Consider the following 22,146-nt stretch of genomic DNA (forward strand, 5'->3'; position numbering starts at 1 on the left):
GGAGTTCCGACAATGGCTAATAATCGTCATGAAATTGTAGAAAAAAATGTCGGCCTTCTGGCAATCCTTATCGTGATTGCCATCAGCTTCGGTGCGTTGGTAGAAATTACGCCACTGCTCTATCAGGACCAGACGACCGAGCCGGTTGATAATCTTCGTCCTTATACTGCGCTGGAAATGGAAGGTCGTGATATTTACATCCGTGAAGGCTGTAATGTCTGCCACAGCCAAATGGTACGTCCGTTCCGTTCAGAAACAGAACGTTATGGCCACTACTCTGTTGCCGGTGAAAGTGTCTGGGAACACCCGTTCCTTTGGGGCTCTAAGCGTACCGGTCCGGATCTGGCTCGTGTAGGCGGTCGTTATTCTGACGACTGGCACCGTGTTCACCTGCGTGATCCGCGAGCTGTTGTTCCTGAGTCGAATATGCCAGCCTTCCCTTGGCTGGAAGAAAACGTGCTTGATGGCGAACTGACTTCTAAAAAGCTGTCGGTATTCAGCGAAGTCTTCGGTGTTCCATACACTGAAGAGCAAATCGCCAATGCCGGAGAAGAAGTTAAAGGCAAGACTGAAATGGATGCAATCATTGCTTACCTTCAGTCGCTTGGTCACGCAATGAAATAAGGAGGTGCTATGGATATTGGAACCATTCACAGCATTTGGACCGTTCTTTTGTTCGTTTGCTTTATCGGTATCGTCCTCTGGGCATACAGCAAGCGCCAGAAACCTCGTTTCGAAGAAGCTGCCAATCTTATTTTTGCCGATGAAGAAAAAGATTCGGCAACGCGTGAGAAAGACAGGAGCAAGGAAGCATGACTACATTCTGGAGTCTATGGATAATCATCATCACGCTTGGCACCTTTGCGGGTATCGCCGCCATTCTTATCTGGTGTACCAAAGATAAAATGGGTGTTGAGGAAGGTGAAGACATGGGGCACGAATACGACGGTATTCGTGAAATTAACAATCCGCTGCCGAAATGGTGGTCCTACATGTTTTGGGGCACCATCATCTTTGGCCTTCTGTATCTTGCTCTGTATCCGGGGCTGGGTAACTTCAAAGGCTTATTAGGCTGGCAAAGCTCTGATCAAACTGTTCGCTCAATAGAACAATCTAAAATGTCTATTGCCGATGCACAGCAAGGTCAGCAACTGAACCAGTATGCTAAAGAGCTGGACGATGCCGAGGCGCGATTCGGAGAAACTTTTAAGACCCTTGCTTATGACGAGTCAGGCAACGCTCTCCGCCCTATCACAAAAATTGCTGCTGATCCTGAAGCAATCAAAGTCGGCCAGCGTCTGTTCATCCAAAACTGTGCGCAGTGCCACGGCTCGGATGCCCGCGGTCAGCTAGGCTACCCTAACTTGGGTGACGGCGCATGGTTGTATGGCGGTGAAGCAGAAACCATTAAAACAACCGTAATGCAAGGCCGTATTGGTGTAATGCCAGCCTGGATAGATACGTTAGGCAAAGACGGTGTTAAAGAAGTCACCAGCTATGTACTGAGCCTCTCTGGTCGTAAGGTAAACGCTAAAGAAGCAGTTGCCGGTAAGCAACGTTTTGTTGTGTGTGCAGCCTGTCACGGTACAGACGGTAAAGGTAACCCTGCCTTTGGTGCACCGGACCTGACAGATAACACTTGGCTGTATGGCGGTTCCCGCCGCGCTGTTGAGGCAACCATTGTTCACGGCCGTCAAGGCGTGATGCCAGCATGGAAAGATATTCTGGGTGAAGACAAAATTCAGCTGATTTCTGCCTATGTCTGGGGCTTGAGCAACGATACTGATAAATAACACCGCCATTCATACTCAGTTACACATTGGATGTAAAATTATCAATAAAAACTGAGACATAAGAAAAAGCCCCTGATACCTTTCAGGGGCCCTTTCCAGCAAAGCGTCAAAGGAAAACATTATGCGTAGACCATGGTATAAGCAGTTCTGGCCTTGGTTCGTTTTTGCCATTCCTGCAATTTCGATTTTCTATAGCCTGACTGCCGTCTATATCTTTTCTCAAAACCAGGTCGACCTTGTTGCAGAGGACTATTACAAGAAAGGCAAAGCCATTAACCTGGACCTTTCTCGCCTTCGTGTGGCCGACGCACTTAATTTGAAAGCTTCTGTCAGCGTCGCCGACAAAGTCGTCGTCGTGAATTTCAATAAAGGTGACCTCAATAGTTACCCTAACCTGCGAGTCACTTTTACCCACCGGACTCTATCCGATAAAGATTTTACTCAAATGGTCAGCGCTGATTTAAAAGGCACCTACCGTTTCCAATCCCCGGAAGAACTGGAAGGACCATGGTTTGTTGAGCTTGAGCCATTTGATGGTGACTGGATGTTGCAAGGACGCGTTAGCTTGCCAACATCCGACCCGATTGCGTTGTACGGGCAGGTTAAGGAATGACAAAAAACTGTTACCACTGTGGCGATCCTGTTCCCAGTGATTGCCACCTTCAGGTTGAAATCCTGGGTGAAATGCGCGAGATGTGCTGCCCGGGTTGTGAAGCGGTCGCCCAAACTATCGTGGATAGCGGCCTGACCTCTTATTATGAATACCGAACTGCACCTGCGGAAAAAGCCGATCTTGTGCCGCAGCAACTTCAATCGCTTCTTCTTTATGATCATGAAGAAATCCAGCAGGAATTTGTTCGTGATACCGAAAACAGTAAAGAAGTCTCTCTTTCTTTAGACGGAGTTTCCTGCGCCGCCTGTGCATGGCTGATTGAAAAACAATTAATGCGCGAGCCGGGCGTTGTTTCTATCCGGGTAAATACCACTACTCACCGTGCTTTACTGAACTGGGATCCTGAAACAGCTAAACTGAGCCACCTTCTTTCTGTTATTCATCAACTCGGTTACAAAGCAGCACCTTTTGAAGCAGATGCACAGGAGCAGCAATATCATCGCACCATGAAAACCTACCTGTATCGCCTCGGCATTGCTGGACTGGCGACCATGCAGGTAATGATGCTGGCTGTGGCTCTTTATTTTGAAATCTTTGGCGACTTAGATACTGAGTTTAAAAATTACCTTCGTTGGGTCAGCCTGATTTTTGCTACGCCTGTACTGCTCTATTCCGCTCTGCCTTTTTACTTGAATGCCTGGCGAAATTTGCGGGCCCGAACCCTGGGTATGGACGTGCCGGTCTCTATTGCCCTGCTCTTTGCTTATATCGCCAGCTTCTACGCAACAGTCACAGAACAAGGTGAAGTGTTCTTCGAATCTGTTTCGATGTTTACCTTCTTCTTATTACTCGGGCGCTTTCTTGAAATGCGGGCACGTCGACAAGCAGCTGCTGCCAGTGCCAACCTGCTGAAGCTGGTTCCGACAATGGCAACGCTCGAAGATGGTTCACAGATCGCCGCGAAAACATTAAAAGTCGGTGATGTGATTACGGTTCTGCCAGGTGAAAGCATGCCCGCTGACGGAGAAATCCTGCGGGGTGAGACGGTTATTGATGAATCCATGCTAACCGGGGAACCAATGCCTGTACCGAGGACACAAGGTGATCTGGCATATGCCGGTACAATTAACGGCGAAGGCAATATTACCCTCAGAGTAATAAAAGAAAGGCAAAACTCACTGATCTCTAATATCGTTCGCCTTCAGGATGAAGCTCAATCCTCTAAACCAAAAGTTGCCGAACTGGCTGATGTTGTAGCTCGTTACTTTGTTGGCGCAATTTTAGTGATTGCAGCTGGCACATGGCTTTACTGGCATCAACAACAACCGGAAAATGCACTATGGATCACTCTGGCGGTGTTGGTTGCGACCTGCCCTTGTGCTCTTTCTCTGGCTACGCCGACAGCCATTACTTGTTCAACATCAAGCCTAGGTCGATTAGGTATTTTGCTACGTCGCGGCCATGTGCTCGAAACTTTGTGCAAAATTAACCAACTGATTATCGATAAAACCGGAACCCTGACTGAAGGGAATATCCGCTTGGTTGACACCAGGTTACACTGTGACATATCAAAAACTGACGTATTAGCTTATGCAGCCGAGCTTGAAAGGTTTGCTAATCACCCTATCGCAAAAGCATTTACTGCTTTCCGAAATTCCGATGTGGTGTTTGATGACGTTGAGAATGTCATAGGCCGAGGGTTGAAAGGCAAACTAAATGGTAGTGAATGGCGAATTGGTCAGGCAGCGTTTGTTCTGGAAAACAATCCGGAAAAAGACATCACTCTCGAACAGTGTGACAATCAGTTTCAGGTTTGGTTAAGTCGTGACGGCGAACTGGTTGCCGGCTTTAAACTGGAAGACCCTGTCCGTGATGACAGTAAAGAGCTGATCGAAAAGTTCCAAGCATCCGGTATTAAAGTAACCATGCTAACCGGAGACCATTCAGCTAATGCACAGCTTGTAGCTGATAAGTTAAAAGTCGATAACCTTATTGCCGGGGCAACTCCTGAAGGTAAGCTGGAGTATCTGCGAAGCCTGGGTGACGACAACATCGCCCTGATGATTGGTGACGGTGTTAATGATGCTCCTGTTCTTGCCGGTGCTCACCTTTCTGTCGCCATGGGTGGCGGTACTGATGTTGCGAAATCTTCCGCAGATATGGTACTGCTTGGTGATCAACTTGCTCGGATTCTGCGTGCGCGTGAACTGGCATTGAAAACCCGCAGAATTATTAGAGAGAACCTGGCATGGGCGTTGGGCTATAACCTGGTCATTTTACCATTGGCTGTTGCAGGTTTTGTTGCTCCTTATATCGCCGTTGTCGGTATGTCTGCCAGCTCAATCATAGTTGTATCAAATTCTTTAAGGTTATTAAGAGAAAATGGCTAGTCTTTACTTGTTAATACCAATTGCGATCGTTTTTGTATGCATCGCTGTCGGCATTTTTCTCTGGGCTGTCCGGAATGAGCAGTTTGAAGATCTCGAGCGACAGGGGTATGAGATCCTGTTTGACGAAGATGACCAAAAGCCGGAGAAACAGAAAAAATCTCAGTCTAATCATGAAACTAAAAGTGATAACGCGAAATGAACATAGATTTATATGCCGCGTTCATGATTGGGTTAATGGGAGCCGGACATTGCCTTGGGATGTGTGGCGGCGTTGCGGCAGCATTGACACTCGGCATGCCAGGTCAGCAACATTCCGGTCGCTGGCCTTACTTATTCTGCTATAATGCCGGCCGCCTTGTATCCTACTCTGTCGCCGGAGCTATTATCGGTGGGGCTTTTGCTGGTATTGCATCATTAAGCGGCTACTCTTCAGCATTGATATCTCTGCGCTTATTTGCAGCTATCATGATGATTTTACTGGCTCTTTACATCGGCCAGTGGTGGTTGGGCATTACAAAAATTGAACAAGCCGGTCAGTTTTTATGGCGCTATATTTCGCCGACAGCTAAGTCGTTTTTACCTTTGAAATCCCCGTTTGCGGCACTGCCGTTCGGGATTCTCTGGGGGTGGCTACCATGTGGTTTAGTGTACTCAACACTAAGTTGGGCAGCTGCTTCAGGAAGTGCAATTTCAGGTGCCGGAGTTATGTTTGCCTTCGGTTTAGGAACACTTCCGGCAATGATTTTGGTCGGTTCGATGGCTCAACAGCTACAAAATTTGCTCAAGAGCCTCTACTTTAAACGCGCCAGTGCGTTGATGTTATTAGCATATGGGCTTCACACTGGTTACATCGCAATCAAACAGCTATTGTAGGCTTTTTTAATACTCGTCATATTGCTTCATAATATGTTAAAATATTGACCTACATCAAATTGGTTAGACAGGCTTATGATTTCAGACAAAATTACAACCAAACGTATCCAGTCAGGTGGGTGTGCTATCCACTGTCAGGATTGCAGTATTAGTCAGTTGTGTATTCCATTTACGTTAAATGAGTCTGAGCTCGATCAACTAGATCAAATTATTGAACGGAAAAAGCCCATCCAGAAAGGACAGGAGCTTTTCAAAGCTGGTGATGAACTAAAGTCGCTGTACGCGATTCGTTCCGGCACAATCAAAAGTTACACCATCACAGAACAAGGTGACGAGCAAATTACAGCTTTCCACCTGGCTGGTGACCTTGTAGGTTTCGATGCTATTAATGAGATGGTGCACCCAAGTTTTGCTCAATCGCTTGAAACTTCAATGGTATGTGAAATCCCATTTGAAATTCTTGATGACCTGTCCGGTAAAATGCCGAAGCTACGTCAGCAAATCATGCGTTTGATGAGTAACGAAATCAAAGGCGATCAGGAAATGATCCTGCTTCTTTCAAAGAAGAATGCAGAAGAGCGCCTGGCTGCTTTCCTATATAACTTGTCTCTGCGTTTCTCTCAGCGTGGCTTCTCCCCTCGTGAATTCCGCCTGACTATGACACGTGGTGACATCGGTAACTACCTTGGTTTGACTGTTGAAACCATCAGCCGCCTACTTGGCCGTTTCCAGAAATCTGAAATGCTGAGCGTTAAAGGTAAGTACATTACTATTCTGGATCATGAAGAGCTGGCCCGCCTTGCCGGTGTAAGCAAAAACAACGCCTCCTAATTGATTTCTCTATTACAAAGAAAGTGATACGAGCTATGAGCCGTATCACTTTTTTTATATTAATCCCCCCTCACTGCTCCCTATAATTGCCCATATACGTTACAGTTAATATACCAATCTGATTTATCTATCAGCGAAAAATGGTATTGGTGCTATAGATATAAACCTACAATTGAAGGATTCAGAGACTGGTGTTGATGCCAACACATTTGTGTAAGGGGGCTGCTATGACCAAGTACAATAATATTCTCGTTGTTGCCGATCCGGCCCAGGATAATCAGCCAGCATTGTCTCGCGCTGTACATCTTGTCCAACATTCACTGGATGTGAAAATCACCCTGTTCCTCGCTATCTATGACTTTTCTTATGAAATGACATCAATGCTGTCTGCCGATGAGCGTCAGGCAATGCGTCGTGGCGTCATTATGCAAAGAGAAGAATGGCTAAAAGATATAATTCGCCCCTATACCGATGAAGGGCTAAACATTGAGATTACTGTTGTATGGCACAACCGCCCTTATGAGGCAGTAATAGCTGAAGTGTTTGCCAATGATCATGACCTGGTTGTTAAAGCCACTCATGATCATGACAAAATCGGCTCTGTCATCTTCACCCCAACCGACTGGCATTTGCTACGTAAATGCCCTTGCCCGGTTCTAATGGTGAAAGAACATAAATGGCCTGAAAACGGTAAGATCATTGCTTGCGTTAATTTAGCCGCAGATAGTGAAACTCATGATCAACTGAATGATGCTATTGTGTCGGAAGCACTTGCGATTGGTGAAGCACTGGAAGCCGAAGTAAATCTGGTCAATGCCTATCCGGCAACACCTGTTAACATTACGATTGAACTCCCTGAATTTGATCCGGCGTCATACACAGATGCCGTTCGAGGCCATCACCTCACCTCAATGAAAGCACTTCGTCATAAACATGGCTTACCTGAAGAACAAACCCATGTTATTGAAGGCTTACCTGAAGATGTGATTCCGCAAGTAGCTGAAGAGCTTGATGCTGAACTTGTGATTCTTGGTACAACTGGCCGAACCGGCTTGTCAGCTGTTTTCATCGGTAACACAGCCGAACATACTATCGACAGCCTGAACTGTGATTTGCTAGCGCTTAAACCGGAAGGCTATGTCAGCCCACTCAGCCCTCAGCTCAAATAATAAATTGATGCAAAAAAGCCTCCATACGGAGGCTTTTTTATAAACTTAATTATTACCAGCTAGCTTCACTTCTTGCTTTTCTTCTCTTCTGCTTTTACCAGTTTCTTTACCATTGTCGCCAAATAGTATTCATCATTAGCTTTGGAACAATAACTTTTGCTCAGACCGCGGCGGCGATACTCACTGGAAATAGCAAAGCGGGAGTGTTTTGCCTTGCGACCATAAAGGTATGTTTCACACAGCTCTACATTAGACATACGCTGCGGAGAAGATTTCACCGTACTACTGCGCATTCCAAGGCTTCTCGATTGATTTGCAGAACAACCAACAAGTGACGCCGTCACCAACCCCAGTGCCAACGCCTTAGTCCAACCAGAGAACGCCATGTTATACCCTTATCTAATACGAAATAATAAACCCTTGAATTATAGCTTATAAACAGTGTTCATTTAAATAATCAAAGCAAATTTAAGTCGCTTAGTCAGAAAATATTCCAAAGATTTACCAATTATCATATCAATAAGTGGTCCTACCTCACATCATCAAACAAAATATTCCAAATAATCAACCCCAAATGAAACCGATCACATAAAAAGCATTCATAAATAGCTGATAATGCCAAAAATAAATACCAATACAGAATATTTACTGGAGGTATCCTTATGAAAAAAGCAGTTTTTATTTCTACTATTGCTCTTGCTGTCGTTATGGGAATGTCTGGGTGCAATGATTCGGACAGCCAAACCAAATCACTATCCAATATTGATTATGGTAAAAAAGCCATGGATTATTTGGTTGAAATCTCTGATAGCACTCAAGGAATTGGTCATCGTCAGACAACCACACAGCGAGAAATACAAGCTGGTAACTGGATTTACGATAAAGTAGCTGGTTTGGGATATGATGTTTTTGTTCAACCTTTTAGCTACACTCCGCGAGGAAAAACTGAACCAGAATACTCGAATAACTACATTATCGAAAAAAAAGGAAAAACAGATAAAACCATTCTGCTGACAGCTCACTATGACTCTACAGGCTCAACAAAAGGTTCTCTAGGTGCAACCGACAACGGATCAGGTGTTGTTGCATTAATAGCGATTGCTGAAAAACTCAAAGAAATCGAGATTCCATACAATGTTCGTTTCGTTTTTGTCGGTGCTGAAGAAAACGGTGTCAATGGCTCCCTTCACTATGTAAAACAAGCTTATGATGATGGCGAACTTGCTAAGGTGTTTGCAGTACTGAATGAAGATACAATAAGCGGCGGTGACTATGTTTATGTCCATTCTGCGCACTCAGATTACGCTCATCATTTTAAAAGTACTTGTGAACGAATAAATTTGACTGAAGCTACTTACAATTCAGATCCGACATTTCGCAATACCGTCCTACAGGCCTCTATTGATGTATTAGGAAAAGATAATGCGTTCAACATTCACCCGGAAGTGCTTAATTCTGAAGGAAACGTTGATTATCCAAAGGGGGAAACAGGCTCGTGGTCAGATCATGCTGGTTTTGCTTGTGCTGGCATTCCAATAGCCAACGTTGAATCAACGAACTATAAAATCAACGGTGAATACGGTTACGATGGCTATTCACAATCAACACATCCTGATACTTGGGACTGTTTTGATAAAGAAACACATACCGCATGCGATCGTGATAATGAAACCAAATGGGGTAAAATCTGGCACACTGAGTTTGACCGCCTGGACAAACTGGATGAAATGTTCCCTGGTCGTGTTGAACAGCAACTCAGCAATAACGTTAACGTAATGATTGAGTTGCTAACCAATGCGAAATACTTTAACGCAGAATAATTTCTTAAAAATCATGTCCAACGAAAACCCCGAATGGGGTTTTCGTTTATGTTACTTTTCTCCTATCTACCCAGCTAATCAGTTAATTGAAAATTAATATAGCCAGGCTAATGCTCATAATTGACTATTTTACTTCCCTTAAATGGCTCAGTAATAAACAATTGTGTAAAACATGCTGGCATCCCGCGCCGGAATCCGTATCATTACACGCCACGAACTTTCTGCCGGTGCACGCCGACAGAGGAAGCAACAACTTTTCCTGAACAAATGGGACTGCAAAAGTAGAAAAAGCGGAGTATTTCAAGAAATCCGTATCAATCAATGTAGTCGTATCCCATTTTTCAAAGAGAGACTGAGAATGAGCGAAACTCAAGAGCTAACCAAGGCTCAGCAATACAACTTTAATAAGCTGCAGAAAAAACTACGCCGTAACGTAGGTAACGCCATTGCCGATTTCAACATGATCGAAGATGGCGACCGTATCATGGTTTGCTTGTCAGGCGGTAAAGATAGCTACACCATGCTGGAGATTCTGTGCAGCTTGCAGCGCAGTGCGCCTGTTAACTTTGAGCTGATTGCTGTAAACCTTGACCAGAAGCAGCCAGGTTTCCCTGAGCACGTGCTTCCTGAGTACCTTGAGTCTCTGGGTATCGAGTACAAAATCGTTAACGAAGATACTTACTCTATCGTTAAAGAGAAAATCCCTGAAGGTAAAACAACCTGCTCGCTGTGTTCTCGCCTTCGTCGCGGTATTCTGTATCGTACTGCGAAAGAAATCGGCGCAACTAAAATCGCGCTTGGCCACCACCGTGACGACATGCTGGAAACACTGTTCCTGAATATGTTCTACGGCGGCAAAATGAAAGGCATGCCACCTAAGCTGGTTTCTGATAACGGCGAGCACGTTGTTATCCGTCCTCTGGCTTACTGCCGAGAGAAAGATATTGAACGCTTCAGCGAGATGAAAAACTTCCCTATCATCCCATGTAACCTGTGTGGCTCTCAGCCTAACCTTCAGCGTCAGGTTATCAAAGAAATGCTGCGTGAATGGGATAAGCGTTACCCGGGTCGTATCGAAACAATGTTTACTGCAATGCAAAACGTCGTTCCGTCTCACCTTGCTGACTTCGATCTATTCGACTTTAAGAGCATCAACAAAGATTCAGGCGCTATCGATGGCGGTGACATCGCATTTGATAAGCAAGAGATCCCTACTGCACCAGTTTCTTCTGAAGATGTTGCAGAGTTTGATCCAGGTGAACAACTTAACGTTGTGCAAGTAAACTAAGCATCTCATTTGAAACGTAAAAGAGCCGCACAATGCGGCTCTTTTTAATTTGAATGTAAATGATGGTCGTTGTATACAACTGATTTATTTCCTGCTTCACATGCCAATAAAGTGACAAAACAGATGATTATTTTCACCACTAACTTGGGCGATATCGAGATCGAACTGAACAAGGATAAAGCACCTGTCAGCTCTAAAAATTTCTTGACGTATTGTCAGGATGGTTTCTATGAAGGAACTATTTTCCACCGCGTTATCAACGGCTTTATGATTCAAGGCGGTGGTCATACCGCAGACATGGAAGAAAAGCCGACACGAGCACCTATTGTCAATGAAGCCAATCGTGGGCTGAAAAACGTAGTCGGCACAATCGCAATGGCGCGGACTGATGCCCCTCATTCAGCGACGGCGCAATTTTTCATCAACTTAGATGATAATGACTTCCTTGATCATACCGCAACTACCAACATGGGCTGGGGCTATGCCGTTTTTGGTAAAGTCATTGCTGGAATGGATGTTGTGAATGCCATTGCTAAAGTGAAAACAACGTCTAAATTCGGTCATGATGACGTACCTTGTGAAGCCATCATGATAGAAAAAGTAACCATTAAATAGTGCGATGTGTTGTGCCACTACTTTTAGTGGCACTCATAGCTGTATTCAGCTCATTTAGATTATTTGAAACTCATTACTCTTTAGCTGGTACACTGCTATTAATCATGTCGCGATGAAGTTTCCATTGGCCGGCTTCTTGTTTCCAAATAACCATGAACTTACCCTCGTCTAACACTTGACCGCCTTCATCTTCAAGAATGTACTTACCAACTTCTGTCGCTGTATCACCATATCCCTCAACTTCTAGCGTCTCAAGCTTAATTACTTTTATACCCATATCCATAAATGCTTGAAACGTTTCCTTAATAGCTTCTCTGCCAACAACAAAATCCCCGTTAGGTGGCAGGAATTGGCCTTTTTCCGTGTAGAGCTCAGCAACTCCCCGAGCGTCACCCTGACTGAACTTTGTCATAAATACATTATCTGCGGCCACAATAGCATCATAAACATCTACTGAATCAGTCATATACCGTCTGAGCTCCATATTTTTTATTAATGATAAATCACTCGAAACAATACGAATTGTAGTTCAAAGATATAGGTCGACTTACCATAGATGCAGATGTGTACCAAAAAAAGAGCCGCATAATGCGGCTCTTTTTTTGGTTATGATTTTGTCCCGTCCTGAGATAAGTTGACACTTTGGAGACTTATCTATGAATTCTTCAAGTAACTCAACAAAAAAGCGCACCCAGCGAGATTACACAATGGGCTTTAAATTGGCTGTCGTAGCCCAAGTTGAAAAAGGCGAGATGACATACAAACAAGCTCAAACGTGCTATGGCATCCAAGGGCGAAGTACAGTTCTTGTCTGGCTGAGAAAGCATGGTAAGTTGGATTGGTCGAAACCCATTGAGCACTTTCCTTCTATGTCGAAATCCAAAGAAACGCCAGCGCAAAAAATTAAGCGACTTGAAAAAGCCCTCGCCAACGCCGAAATGAAGAACATGATTTATGGCGATATGGTGGAAATTCTTAAGAAAGAACATGGCATAGATTTAGAAAAAAAGTACTTAGCCGAACGCTCTGGCTTGCCAAAGAACAAGGAAAAGTTAAATGCCAACGGCATGACCCCTTCAATGACGGATGGTTATGACTGTTATCAAAACGCCCTTGCAGAACGGGTTAACGGGATACTAAAGAATGAGTTCCTGCTCTATCAATGCAATACGATGAAGGAGCTCATGGAGTTAGTGAAAGAGTCGATATCAATATATAACGACTTAAGGCCGCATATGAGCTTGGGAATGAAAACCCCGAGTGAAGTGCATGAAAAAGCCAGCAGGGATTTCCTACTGGCTTCATAAAAAAGCGTCAACCTATTTTAGGACTAGACATTTACTTAAATAAACCGATGAAGAACAACTTGATGTAATCTATCAATCTGCTGAAGACTCCCCCTTCCTGCACGTTTTCCAATGCAACCAAAGGAACGCTGGCAATCTCATTGCCATCAACCTGATAAATTATCTTACCGACGACATCCCCCTGACTTACAGGCGCCATCAGCTCACTCTCAAGTTCAACGCTGGCCGTCATTTTCTTTATATCGTTGCGTGACAATGTCACATAAGAGGCATCTTGTGTACCTAGCGCGATACTGTCTGTATTACCCATCCATATACGCTCTTCCAGTACTTCTTCACCTTTTTGATGTGGAGACACTGTCTGATAAAAACGGAAACCATAATTTAGCAGTTGTTTACTTTCAGATTCCCTACTTTTTGTACTGGAGGCTCCCATTACAACCGAAATTAATCGCATGTCTCCTTGTGTTGCTGAACTGGCTAAGCTATATCCGGCACCGCTGGTATAACCGGTTTTCATGCCGTCAACGTTTAAGCTCCTGTCTGCCAGCAAACCGTTTCGATTTCGTTGGGTGATATTGTTATACGTAAAGGAGCGTTCTTTATATAAAGAATAAATATCCGGTAAATCCCTTATCAGTGCTTTACCTAGTAGAGCAATATCATAAGGTGTTGAATAGAGAGAGTTATTATCCAAACCATGTGCGTTAGCAAACGAACTGTCTTTCATGTCGAGTTTTTTCGCCCACGAGTTCATCAGACTGACAAAAGCTGACTCTGAGCCAGCTACGTGTTCAGCAATTGCCACGCTGGCATCATTTCCCGACTGAACAATCAAGCCTCGATACAAGTCCATCATGTTTACTTCGGTATTAACCTCAATAAACATTTTGGACGAATCAGGAAAATTCCTAGCCCAGGCATTACGGCTAATCACCACAACATCATCTTCGCTAATATTGCCGCTCTTCATCTCTTGACCGGCAACATAACTGGTCATCAACTTTGTCAGGCTTGCGGGATTAAGTCTTTGATGGGCATTTTTCTCAACCAGAATCTGACCGGTATGATAATCCATAAGGACATAGCCTTTGGCACCGAGAACAGGCGGATCTGGAATAATAGTTGGAGCGGCAAAAGCTGAGAAAGAAAACAAGGCAGCTCCTGCCAATAAAGCACGTAAAGCAGAACTCTTTTGCATAATGAAGTAACCAGCCCTCTTTGATGGAACCAGCAGTATAACGAAGAGTTTTTCTTATGCTTGTGGCCTTAATGAAGTCTTACGATAATGCAAATTTCGTTACAAAAATCGCCGTAGTTACCTGCTGAATCCAAACATTTAACAGCCACTTCGCCATATTTAAAGACACTATCATGGATATAGCCTTTTTCCAGAAATCTCTCGACTTTTCAGCTGTTTTGCTACTCGTCTCAAGGTTTGTTATCACGCTTTTGCATATTGAGCACACTTGTAATTATTTGCGTATTGTTATCTCTCGAATATATTTGGCTGTGAAAAACTTAAACACTGGAATTTTCTAGTAAAATTGTCTTTTTACGTCACATGTATTTGTTAATGGGATGAAACCTTTTATGCTATCCGAAGGAATTAAACAGTGAATATAACTACCAGGGATCCGTTAGCATAAGGATAGGTAATGAATTTCTACAAAAAACTAGCACAACATCATAGAAAGCTTTCTAAACTTTCACACCTCAACGCGATTTGCAGTTGGGACCAAGCATCAATGATGCCAGAAGGCGGTAACGAGGCTCGTTCTGAAGCATTAGCTGAACTGGCAGTGATGCAACATGAACTGGCAACAGCTCCCCACCTCAAAGAATGGTTCGAAAGAGCAGAAACAGAGCAACTCGATAACGAACAGCGCGTCAGCCTGAAAGAAATGAAGCGGGAATGGCAGATGAACACCCTGCTACCTGCCGAACTGGTTGAATTACAATCGCTGGCTGGCTCTAAATGTGAACATGCGTGGCGCAGCCAACGCCATGAAAATGACTGGCACTCATTCAGCAAGAATTTAAAAGAAGTGGTTGAACTGTCTCGTCAAGAGGCGCAAATTCGAGCAGAAGCAACTGGCTTGAGTCGATATGATGCCCTACTGGACATCTATGAACCGGGCATGACCACCAAGCAACTCGACAGTATTTTTAATGATGTAAAGTCCTGGCTACCAAGTCTGATCCGACAGGTTCAGGAAAAGCAAGCTACTGAAGACGTAATCACCCCGGTTGGCCCGTTCCCGATTGAACAGCAAAAATCACTAAGCCTTGAAGTGATGAGTAAACTCGGCTTTGATTTTAACCACGGTCGACTGGATGTGAGTGTGCATCCGTTTTGCGGTGGCGTATCGACTGACGTTCGGATAACAACCAGATATGACGAAGCAGATTTCACATCAGCATTATTAGGCGTAATCCACGAAACCGGCCATGCTCGTTATGAACAAGGTCTGCCAGCTAAGTGGCGTGGCCTGCCAGCAGGTGAAGCACGATCCATGGGTATTCATGAATCACAAAGCCTATTCTTTGAAATGCAGCTTTCCCGCAGCAAAGCTTTTCTCGATATCCTAGCTCCACTGGCGAGTGATGCATTCAGCCGTCGTGACGATGCAGCACTAACCAGTGAAAACCTGGCATTGTTTAATACCCGCGTAACACCTGATTATATTCGCGTTGATGCCGACGAGGTAACATACCCTGCCCATATCATTCTACGGTACGAAATCGAGCGTGATTTAGTTGAAGGTCATATCGAGGTTGAAGACATCCCGGAACTCTGGGACAAAAAAATGACTGAATACCTTGGCCTGACAACACGATGCAACCATACCGATGGTTGTATGCAGGACATCCACTGGACCGATGGCAAACGTCAAATGTCTACTACACATAATTACAGAAATGGCTGTATGCAAGATATCCATTGGTGTGCTGGCGATTTTGGATACTTTCCTAGCTACACTTTAGGTGCAATGTATGCAGCGCAATTTATGGCTGCCATGCGCAAAGAAATGAATGTAGAAAACTTGATCCGCCAGCGCAATTTGCAACCAATCTTCAATTGGCTACATAAGCATATCTGGAGAAAAGGTTCGACAGTTTCAACAGATCAACTACTTATTGATGCGACTGGTGAAAAGTTGAACCCAGAGTACTTCAAGCAGCACCTTATCAATCGATATCTGAAGTAAACACAAAGCAAGGCCGATTAGTTTCGGCCTTGCTTCCTCCTCCGTTTTTCAGCCTGTCTTGAATAATTTCAACCACTTATTTAGCATTAACATGCTGACTTATCTATCATGTCGCCGGGACTAGCACTGAATTTCTCGAAGCTTTACATTACCCGCCCCTTCCCTGACACACTTTTGGACAATTCCAATTTACAACTACAGGCCTGTTGATACGTTTTCGTATCCCAAATTAAGACCACCGTTGCCAGCGGTGAGCTAACTAAGCGCTTCGTAACTATTCGATAAGCTCATTGAAGCAAACACAGGTATAAAGCACGTTATCATGCATAAAAGCCTATTTGATTAGGCCAATAGACTGCTGGAAAGTTTGAGACGCACCCGCTAGTTTTAACAGATAGTCTTATAGGAGGTGAGTAGTTTTCCCCACTATAAAACTATTCAAAACTTGATCAGCTAAAGAGCAGCCAAACGCTAACCCCCATCATTAGAGTACCCGAGACCCTATTGATCAAACGTACATTTTTGGTTTGCTTTAGCAGACGTTTCACCCCTTTTCCACCAGTAGCATACATAGTCATGCTAACAAACTCTGATATCATTATGATCCCAACCAAAACAAATAGTTGAGAAAACACTGGCTTGTCACCTTCTATAAATGGAGGTAGCAATGAGACCATGAAAGCCCAGCCTTTGGGATTCGCTATTGCTGTAACAAATCCCTGCATTGTCAGTTCCCAGTTGCCGCCGACTTTGGTTTCTGTCTGATCTTGACTCAAAGCTAACTTACCTCGTGATAGCCACAACTGCACCCCAAGATAAAACAAATAACCAGCTCCAAGGATTTTTAAAGCGATAAACAACCAAGGGGAATTTAACATCAGCGCCGAGATGCCCAGTACGGCCGCAATAGCTACTATCGCGACACCTATAACTTCACCCAACATCATCCATAATGTACGTCTATAACCGATACTCATACCTAAACTGAGCGCTAAGGTCATACACATACCAGGAGTAACCGAGACAAAAAAGAAAGTAGGTACAAAAACACTAAGTAATGCCAGATTTATCATCTTAATATCCTAATAAAAATCATGTTTATACATTTATTTTTTGGGCTATGGTGTTAGGTAGATTACGGGGCGTACTCAACGCTATTAATAGCAGTAGGAGTGAAATCTACTCTCTATTTTTTCTCGAGCATAATTTGATAGCGGCAAAACATCCCTTTAACTGTTAACGCAATTAAGATGGCTGCATTGGGGGATATGTATGGCAAAAGAAATGTTTACCAATACCGAGTGTTGATCTTGAAAAATTGTCATACTTACCTCTTGTTCTCACTTTTAGCCTAAGAGGTGAAGTAACAAAAAAACCCGCCTCTTAGGCGGGTTTGTAAAAAATAGCTGCGCTAACTATCCCACCACTTCAAAAGAAATGATGATAATAATTCGGTGAAAGTTAGGCTTTTTATTCATGAGTTAAAAGCTACCTTTTTTTTTCATTATGTCAATCTGTTTTTCGTATCAAAGATCTAGCATCAAACCACGATTCAGTACTGGCTTGTACAATAATGTAGATAATAGCTTTTAGTTTAAATTTCGATTTTGAAAGAAACTAGAAGTAAATGAGCACGGCCTTCTAGCCTTATCCACCACAGAAATCCCCGAAAGGCTGTAACGAATTATATCGATTGAAAGCCAAGCTACCTCGCAAAGGGGCAAAATCGTGGCAGATGAAGAAGCTGGCACGAATTTGGACATAAGTGTGCAGTGGTTTTGCTAAATTCGCAACCCATGAATTAGCTCAAGTATCGCAATCTTTTAGTTTTCTGACCAAATTCATCTTCCCACTATACTTTCAAAGTCACTGAAGCTGCGGTAAATCATTGCTTGATCACATTTTCAAACAAAAGTTAAGTCCACTCTTAGTGATTCATAAATAGCTCAAAAAGCGTCACAAATTTTCAACCGCTATCGGGAGTAATATTTCCTTGCTCAGATGACCCAAAACGCCGTTATTGCTACTGTTTTAGCTCAGTGCTCTTGATGATTTTGATGTCGTTTTGACTACTATGAATCATCCTGCTTATCCATGGATATTGGTATCACTTCCGATATTCCATCAAACACTTCTATCAAAGAGATAGCTCTCTGAGATTTATCATAAATGTTGATAAATCTCAAACCATAGCGCAACAGATGGCATATTATATTTGAGTTATGGAAGACGAATAATTCTTTTTGATGTTAGGGCTTTATGTAGCCAGTTACTAACATAAGGATGAAGTTATGGAACAATATTGTTCTCAATGTGGCAAAACAACAAAACATAAAGAAGTTGTACAACACAAAAAATCTCGGTATGAAAAGACAGTTTGGGGTGGCATCAAAGAATTCATAATTGAGCGTTTTCTCATCCCTGAATGTACGGATTATACTCTTAAGACAATTTGTGACTTAGACCGTTATATTGTTTGTCAGGTTTGCGGTAAGAAAACACTCGATAATAAAGGTGAAGAATTTGTGTGATAAATCTAATAATTACCCTTTCTCGGATATGCAATTCGACATGAAGAAAAAGTTGCAATACAAAGCAATCAAGGTGACTTATTACACTCGGCAGTTTTGAACTGATTAAACATAACACCCGTTCTGTGCACCATGATAAAAGGTCTGCCAGTCACATACCTTTTGTTGTGTCTCACTCAACGAACAGAGATTAGAAAATGTATAGTTAATCAACATTAACAGGCTGTGAATAAGCTTTAGCACTAACAGATAATGGGGCAAAGGTGAGCTAGCACGAATGGCACTGACACGTCGCAGAACAGAAACAAGTTAGGCTTATTGCACACTTCTAGGCCACAATAATCATGTGACACTTTGATATAACAGGAGCTAAATTATGGCTACTACTCTGCCCCGCATCACCCTCAGAGTTGAGTAAGGGGGGGACTGAAGCGTTCGTTTAGCTCGTAGTCTCAGCGGCTCCACATTGGTTTACTCTAAGTTGCATATACTAATACATAGCTTTTCCGAAAAGAGAGAGGGATTGGTATGCAGGTAACTGATTTTTATAAAGTAGCAGTTGTCGACTACTTCGCAACTGGAGAAGGTCGGACAGTGTTTATCGTTACTGGGAACGATAAAAAAATCGAAGACGAAATCCATGAGTTCTTTCGAATAGGTATAATAAGCATGTCCCCACGGGCTTGGCTCGCTGAGGACAAAATGGGTGATAAGTCCGAATTCCGGCACGAAGTTGATACAATAAAAAGCTTCGCCCCTATGCTGTGGATGCAAATTCAAGAGATTGAAAGTGAAAGCACCCTGAAGGGATATTGTGATTACAGTATGAGCCACCACACTAATTATTCCTGACTGATATAATGCACCTGCAAAAGAGCCGATTCTACAACCATCCCATTAACATCGTAATCAAATCAAAATGAAAGTAGAACTTGTAACATTCACCGAGCACGGTGCAACTGCAACCCTTGCAAAGCTGCATGAATCAAAAGAGCCTGTTTTAGCCCTTGGCGTACCTTGTGGATGCTGATGACTACGAGCTGATGCAAAATCGGCTGGAAATCCTTGAAGATATTGTTCGTGCTGAACATGCATTAGCCGGAGGTAAAGGATTATCTCACGAAGCAGCCAAAAACAAAATGTCAAAGTGGCTGAAATAGTTTGGCTACTTAATCAACCGATAGGAACTCTATCCTTGTAACTATAAAGTAGCATGTGCCATAACGCCACCATAGTGGTGATAACAAATGATTTAATATTATCATTTATACTTACTGATAATAGTCATTGCAATTAATAAAACGATTCAGAAAACCATATAACAACTAAAAGAACCAAGCTTTTTTTCGACAAATAAAAGTCAAATCGACCTTTAACATCCATAGCCATTAGTTTTATAACAGAAAACGTTATATAAAAGCTCAACCACCTTTAATTAATAAACAACCAAAGTGAACTCCTTTCATATTGCACTATAATAGAAAGCGTAAATTTAAAGTTTTTTAAATCTATAATCTTTTCGAATGCAGGTTAAAGTAGAGGTGAAAATGAAGAAACAACTTAAGGTTGTTGTTACTGGAGGGCCTGGAGGTGGAAAAACTACAGCACTCGATCTTTTCCGTAGGGAGTTATGTCAACAAATAGCAGTTGTACCAGAAGCAGCGACCGTACTCTTTGCCGGAGGCATAACTAGGTCACACAGTGAGCATGTTGTTAAAGTCGTACAAAAAGCAATTTTCTCTCTTCAAAAAAATTTAGAGGATATTCAAGAAAAACAATATCCGGACAAACTGTTAGTCTGTGATCGTGGAACACTTGATGGACTCGCATACTGGCCCGGCTCAGAAAGCGATTTTTTCCGAGAAGTAGATTCAAACTTTGAACATGAGGTTGCAAGATATGACGCAGTTATCTTTTTTGAATCTGCGGCTACTACGGGTCATGATATTACTAGTAACAACCCAGCAAGAAACGAATCTTCTGAACAAGCGGCAAAGCTAGATAAAAAACTACAAAAAGTATGGTCAAGGCATCCACACTTTTATTTTGTCGGCAATTCAGAGTCATTTGTAAGAAAGATTATGTTCGGAATAATGACCATTGAAAATGTGATAAATAGGCATAATAGATAACCCCATATAGAAATAGGTACATGAATAGACAAACAAAGTCATTGGAATGAATACCGAGGAAGACTCAGTGATTAGGATTCTGTTATTTACAATGTTCTGCCTTGTTATCACTAATCATTGCAATGCAGAAACGGCTCATAAGTTAAAGATCGGAACAAAGGTTTCCCCTCCTTTTGCGATGAAAAATGATAAAGAACAATGGATTGGTATTAGCATTGACTTATGGCGTGAATTAGCTTTGCAGAATAATCTTTCTTATGAGTTTGTTGAAACAGATTTAAAAGGGCTAATCAACCTAGTAAGCAACAATCAGCTAGATGCCAGCATTGCTGCAATTACTATAACTCACACAAGGGAACAACAAGTAGACTTCAGTCATGCCTATTTCACTACAGGCCTAGCCATCGCTGTTCCCGCTGAGCAAAACAGTGCTTGGAGAAAAGTGATCGCTGGCTTTTTTTCACGCGATTTTATTAAAGTTGTTTTTCTGCTTTGCAGCCTTCTAGCCATTCTTGGTACTGTGATATGGTTAATCGAACGTAAAAAAAACCAAGAACAATTCGGAGGAACCCCGCTTGAAGGCATTGGTTCTGGATTTTGGTGGGCAGCAGTAACCATGACGACTGTCGGTTATGGCGACAAAGCGCCAAAAACAATAACTGGAAGGTTTATAGCTCTGATATGGATGTTCGCAGCCATTATTCTTATCTCAAGTATTACCGCGGCCATTACAACAAGCCTAACACTTTCAGAGCTCACTTCTACGGTACAAGGCCCCCAAGACTTAAATCGCGTTAGAGTTGGTACATTGAAAAACTCGTCCAGCGAGGCATATCTTGTTTCCATTGATGCAAATTTCAAACATTACCCAACATTGCAACAAGCACTTGCCCGGTTACTGACAGGAGAAATTGATGCTGTGCTTTACGATTCACCAATACTAAAGTTTGAGATAAACCGCCACTTCAAACAAAAAATCACGCTAATTCCAGGAGAATTCGAACCACAGGCTTACGGTATCGCAATTCAAACAAACAGCCCGCTAAGAGAGCAACTCAACAGAAGCATATTGTCATTAAAAGAGCAGCCTTCCTGGAAAGAAATACTCTATCGTTACCAAGGATGAATGTCGTGAAAAATTTCAATTTAGAAGATGTCAGCCAGGTAATAATCGGTGCTTTTGCACTTGCTGTGCCTATCTCTTTTTCAGAAGAAGCCTGGCGAATTGCTGAAACCCTGCCTCTTAGTAACCTTCTTTTACTACTATCCATCTCTGTATTCTTTCTTGGCTTTTTTGCTTATCAAAGCGTTTTTCAAGGTAATATTAAATACAGAATATCCGTCTTTATAACACGCATCGTCATAGCCTATTGTATTGCGGCTCTGGTTGTCGCACTTATTTTACTTTCTATCGGTAAGCTCCCATTACTCACAGACACACTAATTGCAATAAAAAGAATAATTGTTATCACAATGCCCGCATCAATGGGTGCTATCGTTGTAGATAGTTTTGATAAAGAATAACTATTAAATTCAGTAAATTAATACAATACCAGTGTCATTAATTATTGA

The 22,146-nt window shown here is 42.8% G+C and carries 23 protein-coding genes and 2 pseudogenes; 21 read left to right on the forward strand and 4 right to left on the reverse strand.

Annotated features, from left to right (window positions below; all coding sequences use genetic code 11):
- Positions 1–12: 12 nt before the first annotated feature.
- The 9 genes from ccoO (at position 13) to uspE (ending at position 7,669) form a co-directional block, all read left to right on the forward strand.
- Complete coding sequence (gene ccoO / locus AACQ93_RS09035) at positions 13–624, forward strand: cytochrome-c oxidase, cbb3-type subunit II (RefSeq protein WP_064604244.1); 612 nt, start codon at positions 13–15, stop codon at positions 622–624.
- 9 nt (positions 625–633) lie between these two features.
- Positions 634–816 carry a cbb3-type cytochrome oxidase subunit 3 gene (locus tag AACQ93_RS09040; RefSeq protein ID WP_007467781.1) on the forward strand — a complete coding sequence of 61 codons (183 nt, stop codon included), beginning with the start codon at positions 634–636 and terminating at the stop codon, positions 814–816.
- On the forward strand, positions 813–1,793 hold the full coding sequence (gene ccoP / locus AACQ93_RS09045; RefSeq protein ID WP_064604246.1) for a cytochrome-c oxidase, cbb3-type subunit III: 981 nt from the start codon (positions 813–815) through the stop codon (positions 1,791–1,793). Before AACQ93_RS09040 ends, ccoP begins: the two co-directional genes overlap by 4 nt.
- A gap of 121 nt (positions 1,794–1,914) precedes the next feature.
- Positions 1,915–2,406, forward strand: coding sequence for a FixH family protein (locus tag AACQ93_RS09050; RefSeq protein ID WP_064604249.1), 492 nt, complete (start codon positions 1,915–1,917; stop codon positions 2,404–2,406).
- A complete protein-coding gene (locus AACQ93_RS09055) occupies positions 2,403–4,796 on the forward strand; it encodes a heavy metal translocating P-type ATPase (protein ID WP_064604253.1) in 2,394 nt (797 codons plus the stop codon). The genes AACQ93_RS09050 and AACQ93_RS09055 overlap by 4 nt, the downstream gene beginning before the upstream one ends.
- Positions 4,789–4,995, forward strand: a complete 207-nt coding sequence (ccoS, locus tag AACQ93_RS09060) for a cbb3-type cytochrome oxidase assembly protein CcoS (protein WP_064604256.1) — start codon at positions 4,789–4,791, stop codon at positions 4,993–4,995. Before AACQ93_RS09055 ends, ccoS begins: the two co-directional genes overlap by 8 nt.
- Positions 4,992–5,669, forward strand: coding sequence for a sulfite exporter TauE/SafE family protein (locus tag AACQ93_RS09065; RefSeq protein ID WP_007467771.1), 678 nt, complete (start codon positions 4,992–4,994; stop codon positions 5,667–5,669). Before ccoS ends, AACQ93_RS09065 begins: the two co-directional genes overlap by 4 nt.
- 75 nt (positions 5,670–5,744) lie before the next feature.
- Complete coding sequence (locus tag AACQ93_RS09070; RefSeq protein ID WP_007467769.1) at positions 5,745–6,500, forward strand: FNR family transcription factor; 756 nt, start codon at positions 5,745–5,747, stop codon at positions 6,498–6,500.
- A 227-nt stretch (positions 6,501–6,727) separates the two neighbouring features.
- Complete coding sequence (gene uspE, locus AACQ93_RS09075; protein ID WP_064604259.1) at positions 6,728–7,669, forward strand: universal stress protein UspE; 942 nt, start codon at positions 6,728–6,730, stop codon at positions 7,667–7,669.
- A gap of 65 nt (positions 7,670–7,734) precedes the next feature.
- On the opposite strand, the gene AACQ93_RS09080 is transcribed toward uspE, so the two are convergent.
- Positions 7,735–8,055: a hypothetical protein gene (locus AACQ93_RS09080; protein WP_064604262.1), complete on the reverse strand. Its 321-nt coding sequence runs from the start codon at positions 8,053–8,055 to the stop codon at positions 7,735–7,737.
- A gap of 276 nt (positions 8,056–8,331) precedes the next feature.
- On the opposite strand from AACQ93_RS09080, the gene AACQ93_RS09085 reads away from it, so the two are divergent.
- The 3 genes from AACQ93_RS09085 to AACQ93_RS09095 all read left to right on the forward strand — a co-directional run bounded on the left by AACQ93_RS09085 (position 8,332) and on the right by AACQ93_RS09095 (position 11,392).
- Complete coding sequence (locus AACQ93_RS09085) at positions 8,332–9,489, forward strand: M28 family metallopeptidase (RefSeq protein WP_064604265.1); 1,158 nt, start codon at positions 8,332–8,334, stop codon at positions 9,487–9,489.
- Positions 9,490–9,847: 358 nt separating this feature from the next.
- The gene (gene ttcA / locus AACQ93_RS09090; RefSeq protein ID WP_007470543.1) at positions 9,848–10,777 is read left to right on the forward strand and encodes a tRNA 2-thiocytidine(32) synthetase TtcA; all 930 of its coding nucleotides are present in this window, start codon (positions 9,848–9,850) and stop codon (positions 10,775–10,777) included.
- 123 nt (positions 10,778–10,900) lie between these two features.
- Entirely contained in the window at positions 10,901–11,392 is a 492-nt protein-coding gene (locus tag AACQ93_RS09095; protein WP_064606603.1) for a peptidylprolyl isomerase, read from the forward strand.
- A gap of 73 nt (positions 11,393–11,465) precedes the next feature.
- Here AACQ93_RS09095 and AACQ93_RS09100 read toward each other — a convergent pair whose 3' ends face one another.
- Positions 11,466–11,858, reverse strand: a complete 393-nt coding sequence (locus AACQ93_RS09100) for a YybH family protein (protein ID WP_064604268.1) — start codon at positions 11,856–11,858, stop codon at positions 11,466–11,468.
- 190 nt (positions 11,859–12,048) lie between these two features.
- Here AACQ93_RS09100 and AACQ93_RS25450 point away from each other — a divergent pair.
- Both AACQ93_RS25450 and AACQ93_RS25455 read left to right on the forward strand, forming a co-directional pair.
- Positions 12,049–12,336 (forward strand): annotated as a pseudogene (locus AACQ93_RS25450) (IS3 family transposase); the annotation flags it as partial.
- Positions 12,337–12,459: 123 nt separating this feature from the next.
- On the forward strand, positions 12,460–12,699 hold the full coding sequence (locus AACQ93_RS25455) for an integrase core domain-containing protein (RefSeq protein ID WP_445323157.1): 240 nt from the start codon (positions 12,460–12,462) through the stop codon (positions 12,697–12,699).
- 31 nt (positions 12,700–12,730) lie between these two features.
- Here AACQ93_RS25455 and AACQ93_RS09110 read toward each other — a convergent pair whose 3' ends face one another.
- Positions 12,731–13,900, reverse strand: coding sequence for a D-alanyl-D-alanine carboxypeptidase family protein (locus AACQ93_RS09110; RefSeq protein ID WP_064604271.1), 1,170 nt, complete (start codon positions 13,898–13,900; stop codon positions 12,731–12,733).
- 457 nt (positions 13,901–14,357) lie between these two features.
- Here AACQ93_RS09110 and AACQ93_RS09115 point away from each other — a divergent pair, with 457 nt between their 5' ends.
- A complete protein-coding gene (locus tag AACQ93_RS09115) occupies positions 14,358–15,911 on the forward strand; it encodes a carboxypeptidase M32 (protein ID WP_064604274.1) in 1,554 nt (517 codons plus the stop codon).
- 449 nt (positions 15,912–16,360) lie between these two features.
- Here the strand turns inward: AACQ93_RS09115 and AACQ93_RS09120 are convergent, their stop codons facing one another.
- Positions 16,361–16,984: a LysE family translocator gene (locus AACQ93_RS09120; RefSeq protein ID WP_084419079.1), complete on the reverse strand. Its 624-nt coding sequence runs from the start codon at positions 16,982–16,984 to the stop codon at positions 16,361–16,363.
- A gap of 1,218 nt (positions 16,985–18,202) precedes the next feature.
- Between AACQ93_RS09120 and AACQ93_RS09125 the strand changes: the two genes are divergently transcribed.
- The 6 genes and pseudogenes from AACQ93_RS09125 (at position 18,203) to AACQ93_RS09150 (ending at position 22,098) form a co-directional block, all read left to right on the forward strand.
- A complete protein-coding gene (locus tag AACQ93_RS09125) occupies positions 18,203–18,442 on the forward strand; it encodes a hypothetical protein (RefSeq protein ID WP_064604277.1) in 240 nt (79 codons plus the stop codon).
- A gap of 528 nt (positions 18,443–18,970) precedes the next feature.
- On the forward strand, positions 18,971–19,294 hold the full coding sequence (locus tag AACQ93_RS09130; protein WP_064604279.1) for a hypothetical protein: 324 nt from the start codon (positions 18,971–18,973) through the stop codon (positions 19,292–19,294).
- 67 nt (positions 19,295–19,361) lie between these two features.
- Positions 19,362–19,602: pseudogene (locus AACQ93_RS09135) on the forward strand (type II toxin-antitoxin system Phd/YefM family antitoxin).
- Positions 19,603–19,989: 387 nt separating this feature from the next.
- A complete protein-coding gene (locus tag AACQ93_RS09140; protein ID WP_064606607.1) occupies positions 19,990–20,574 on the forward strand; it encodes an AAA family ATPase in 585 nt (194 codons plus the stop codon).
- 67 nt (positions 20,575–20,641) lie between these two features.
- A complete protein-coding gene (locus AACQ93_RS09145; protein WP_198160113.1) occupies positions 20,642–21,700 on the forward strand; it encodes a transporter substrate-binding domain-containing protein in 1,059 nt (352 codons plus the stop codon).
- Between the two features lie 5 nt (positions 21,701–21,705).
- Positions 21,706–22,098 carry a DUF2391 family protein gene (locus AACQ93_RS09150; RefSeq protein WP_445323156.1) on the forward strand — a complete coding sequence of 131 codons (393 nt, stop codon included), beginning with the start codon at positions 21,706–21,708 and terminating at the stop codon, positions 22,096–22,098.
- Positions 22,099–22,146 lie beyond the last annotated feature (48 nt).

This window comes from Photobacterium sp. J15, assembly GCF_963870815.1.
In the GTDB taxonomy this organism is placed as follows: Bacteria; Pseudomonadota; Gammaproteobacteria; order Enterobacterales; family Vibrionaceae; genus Photobacterium; species Photobacterium marinum.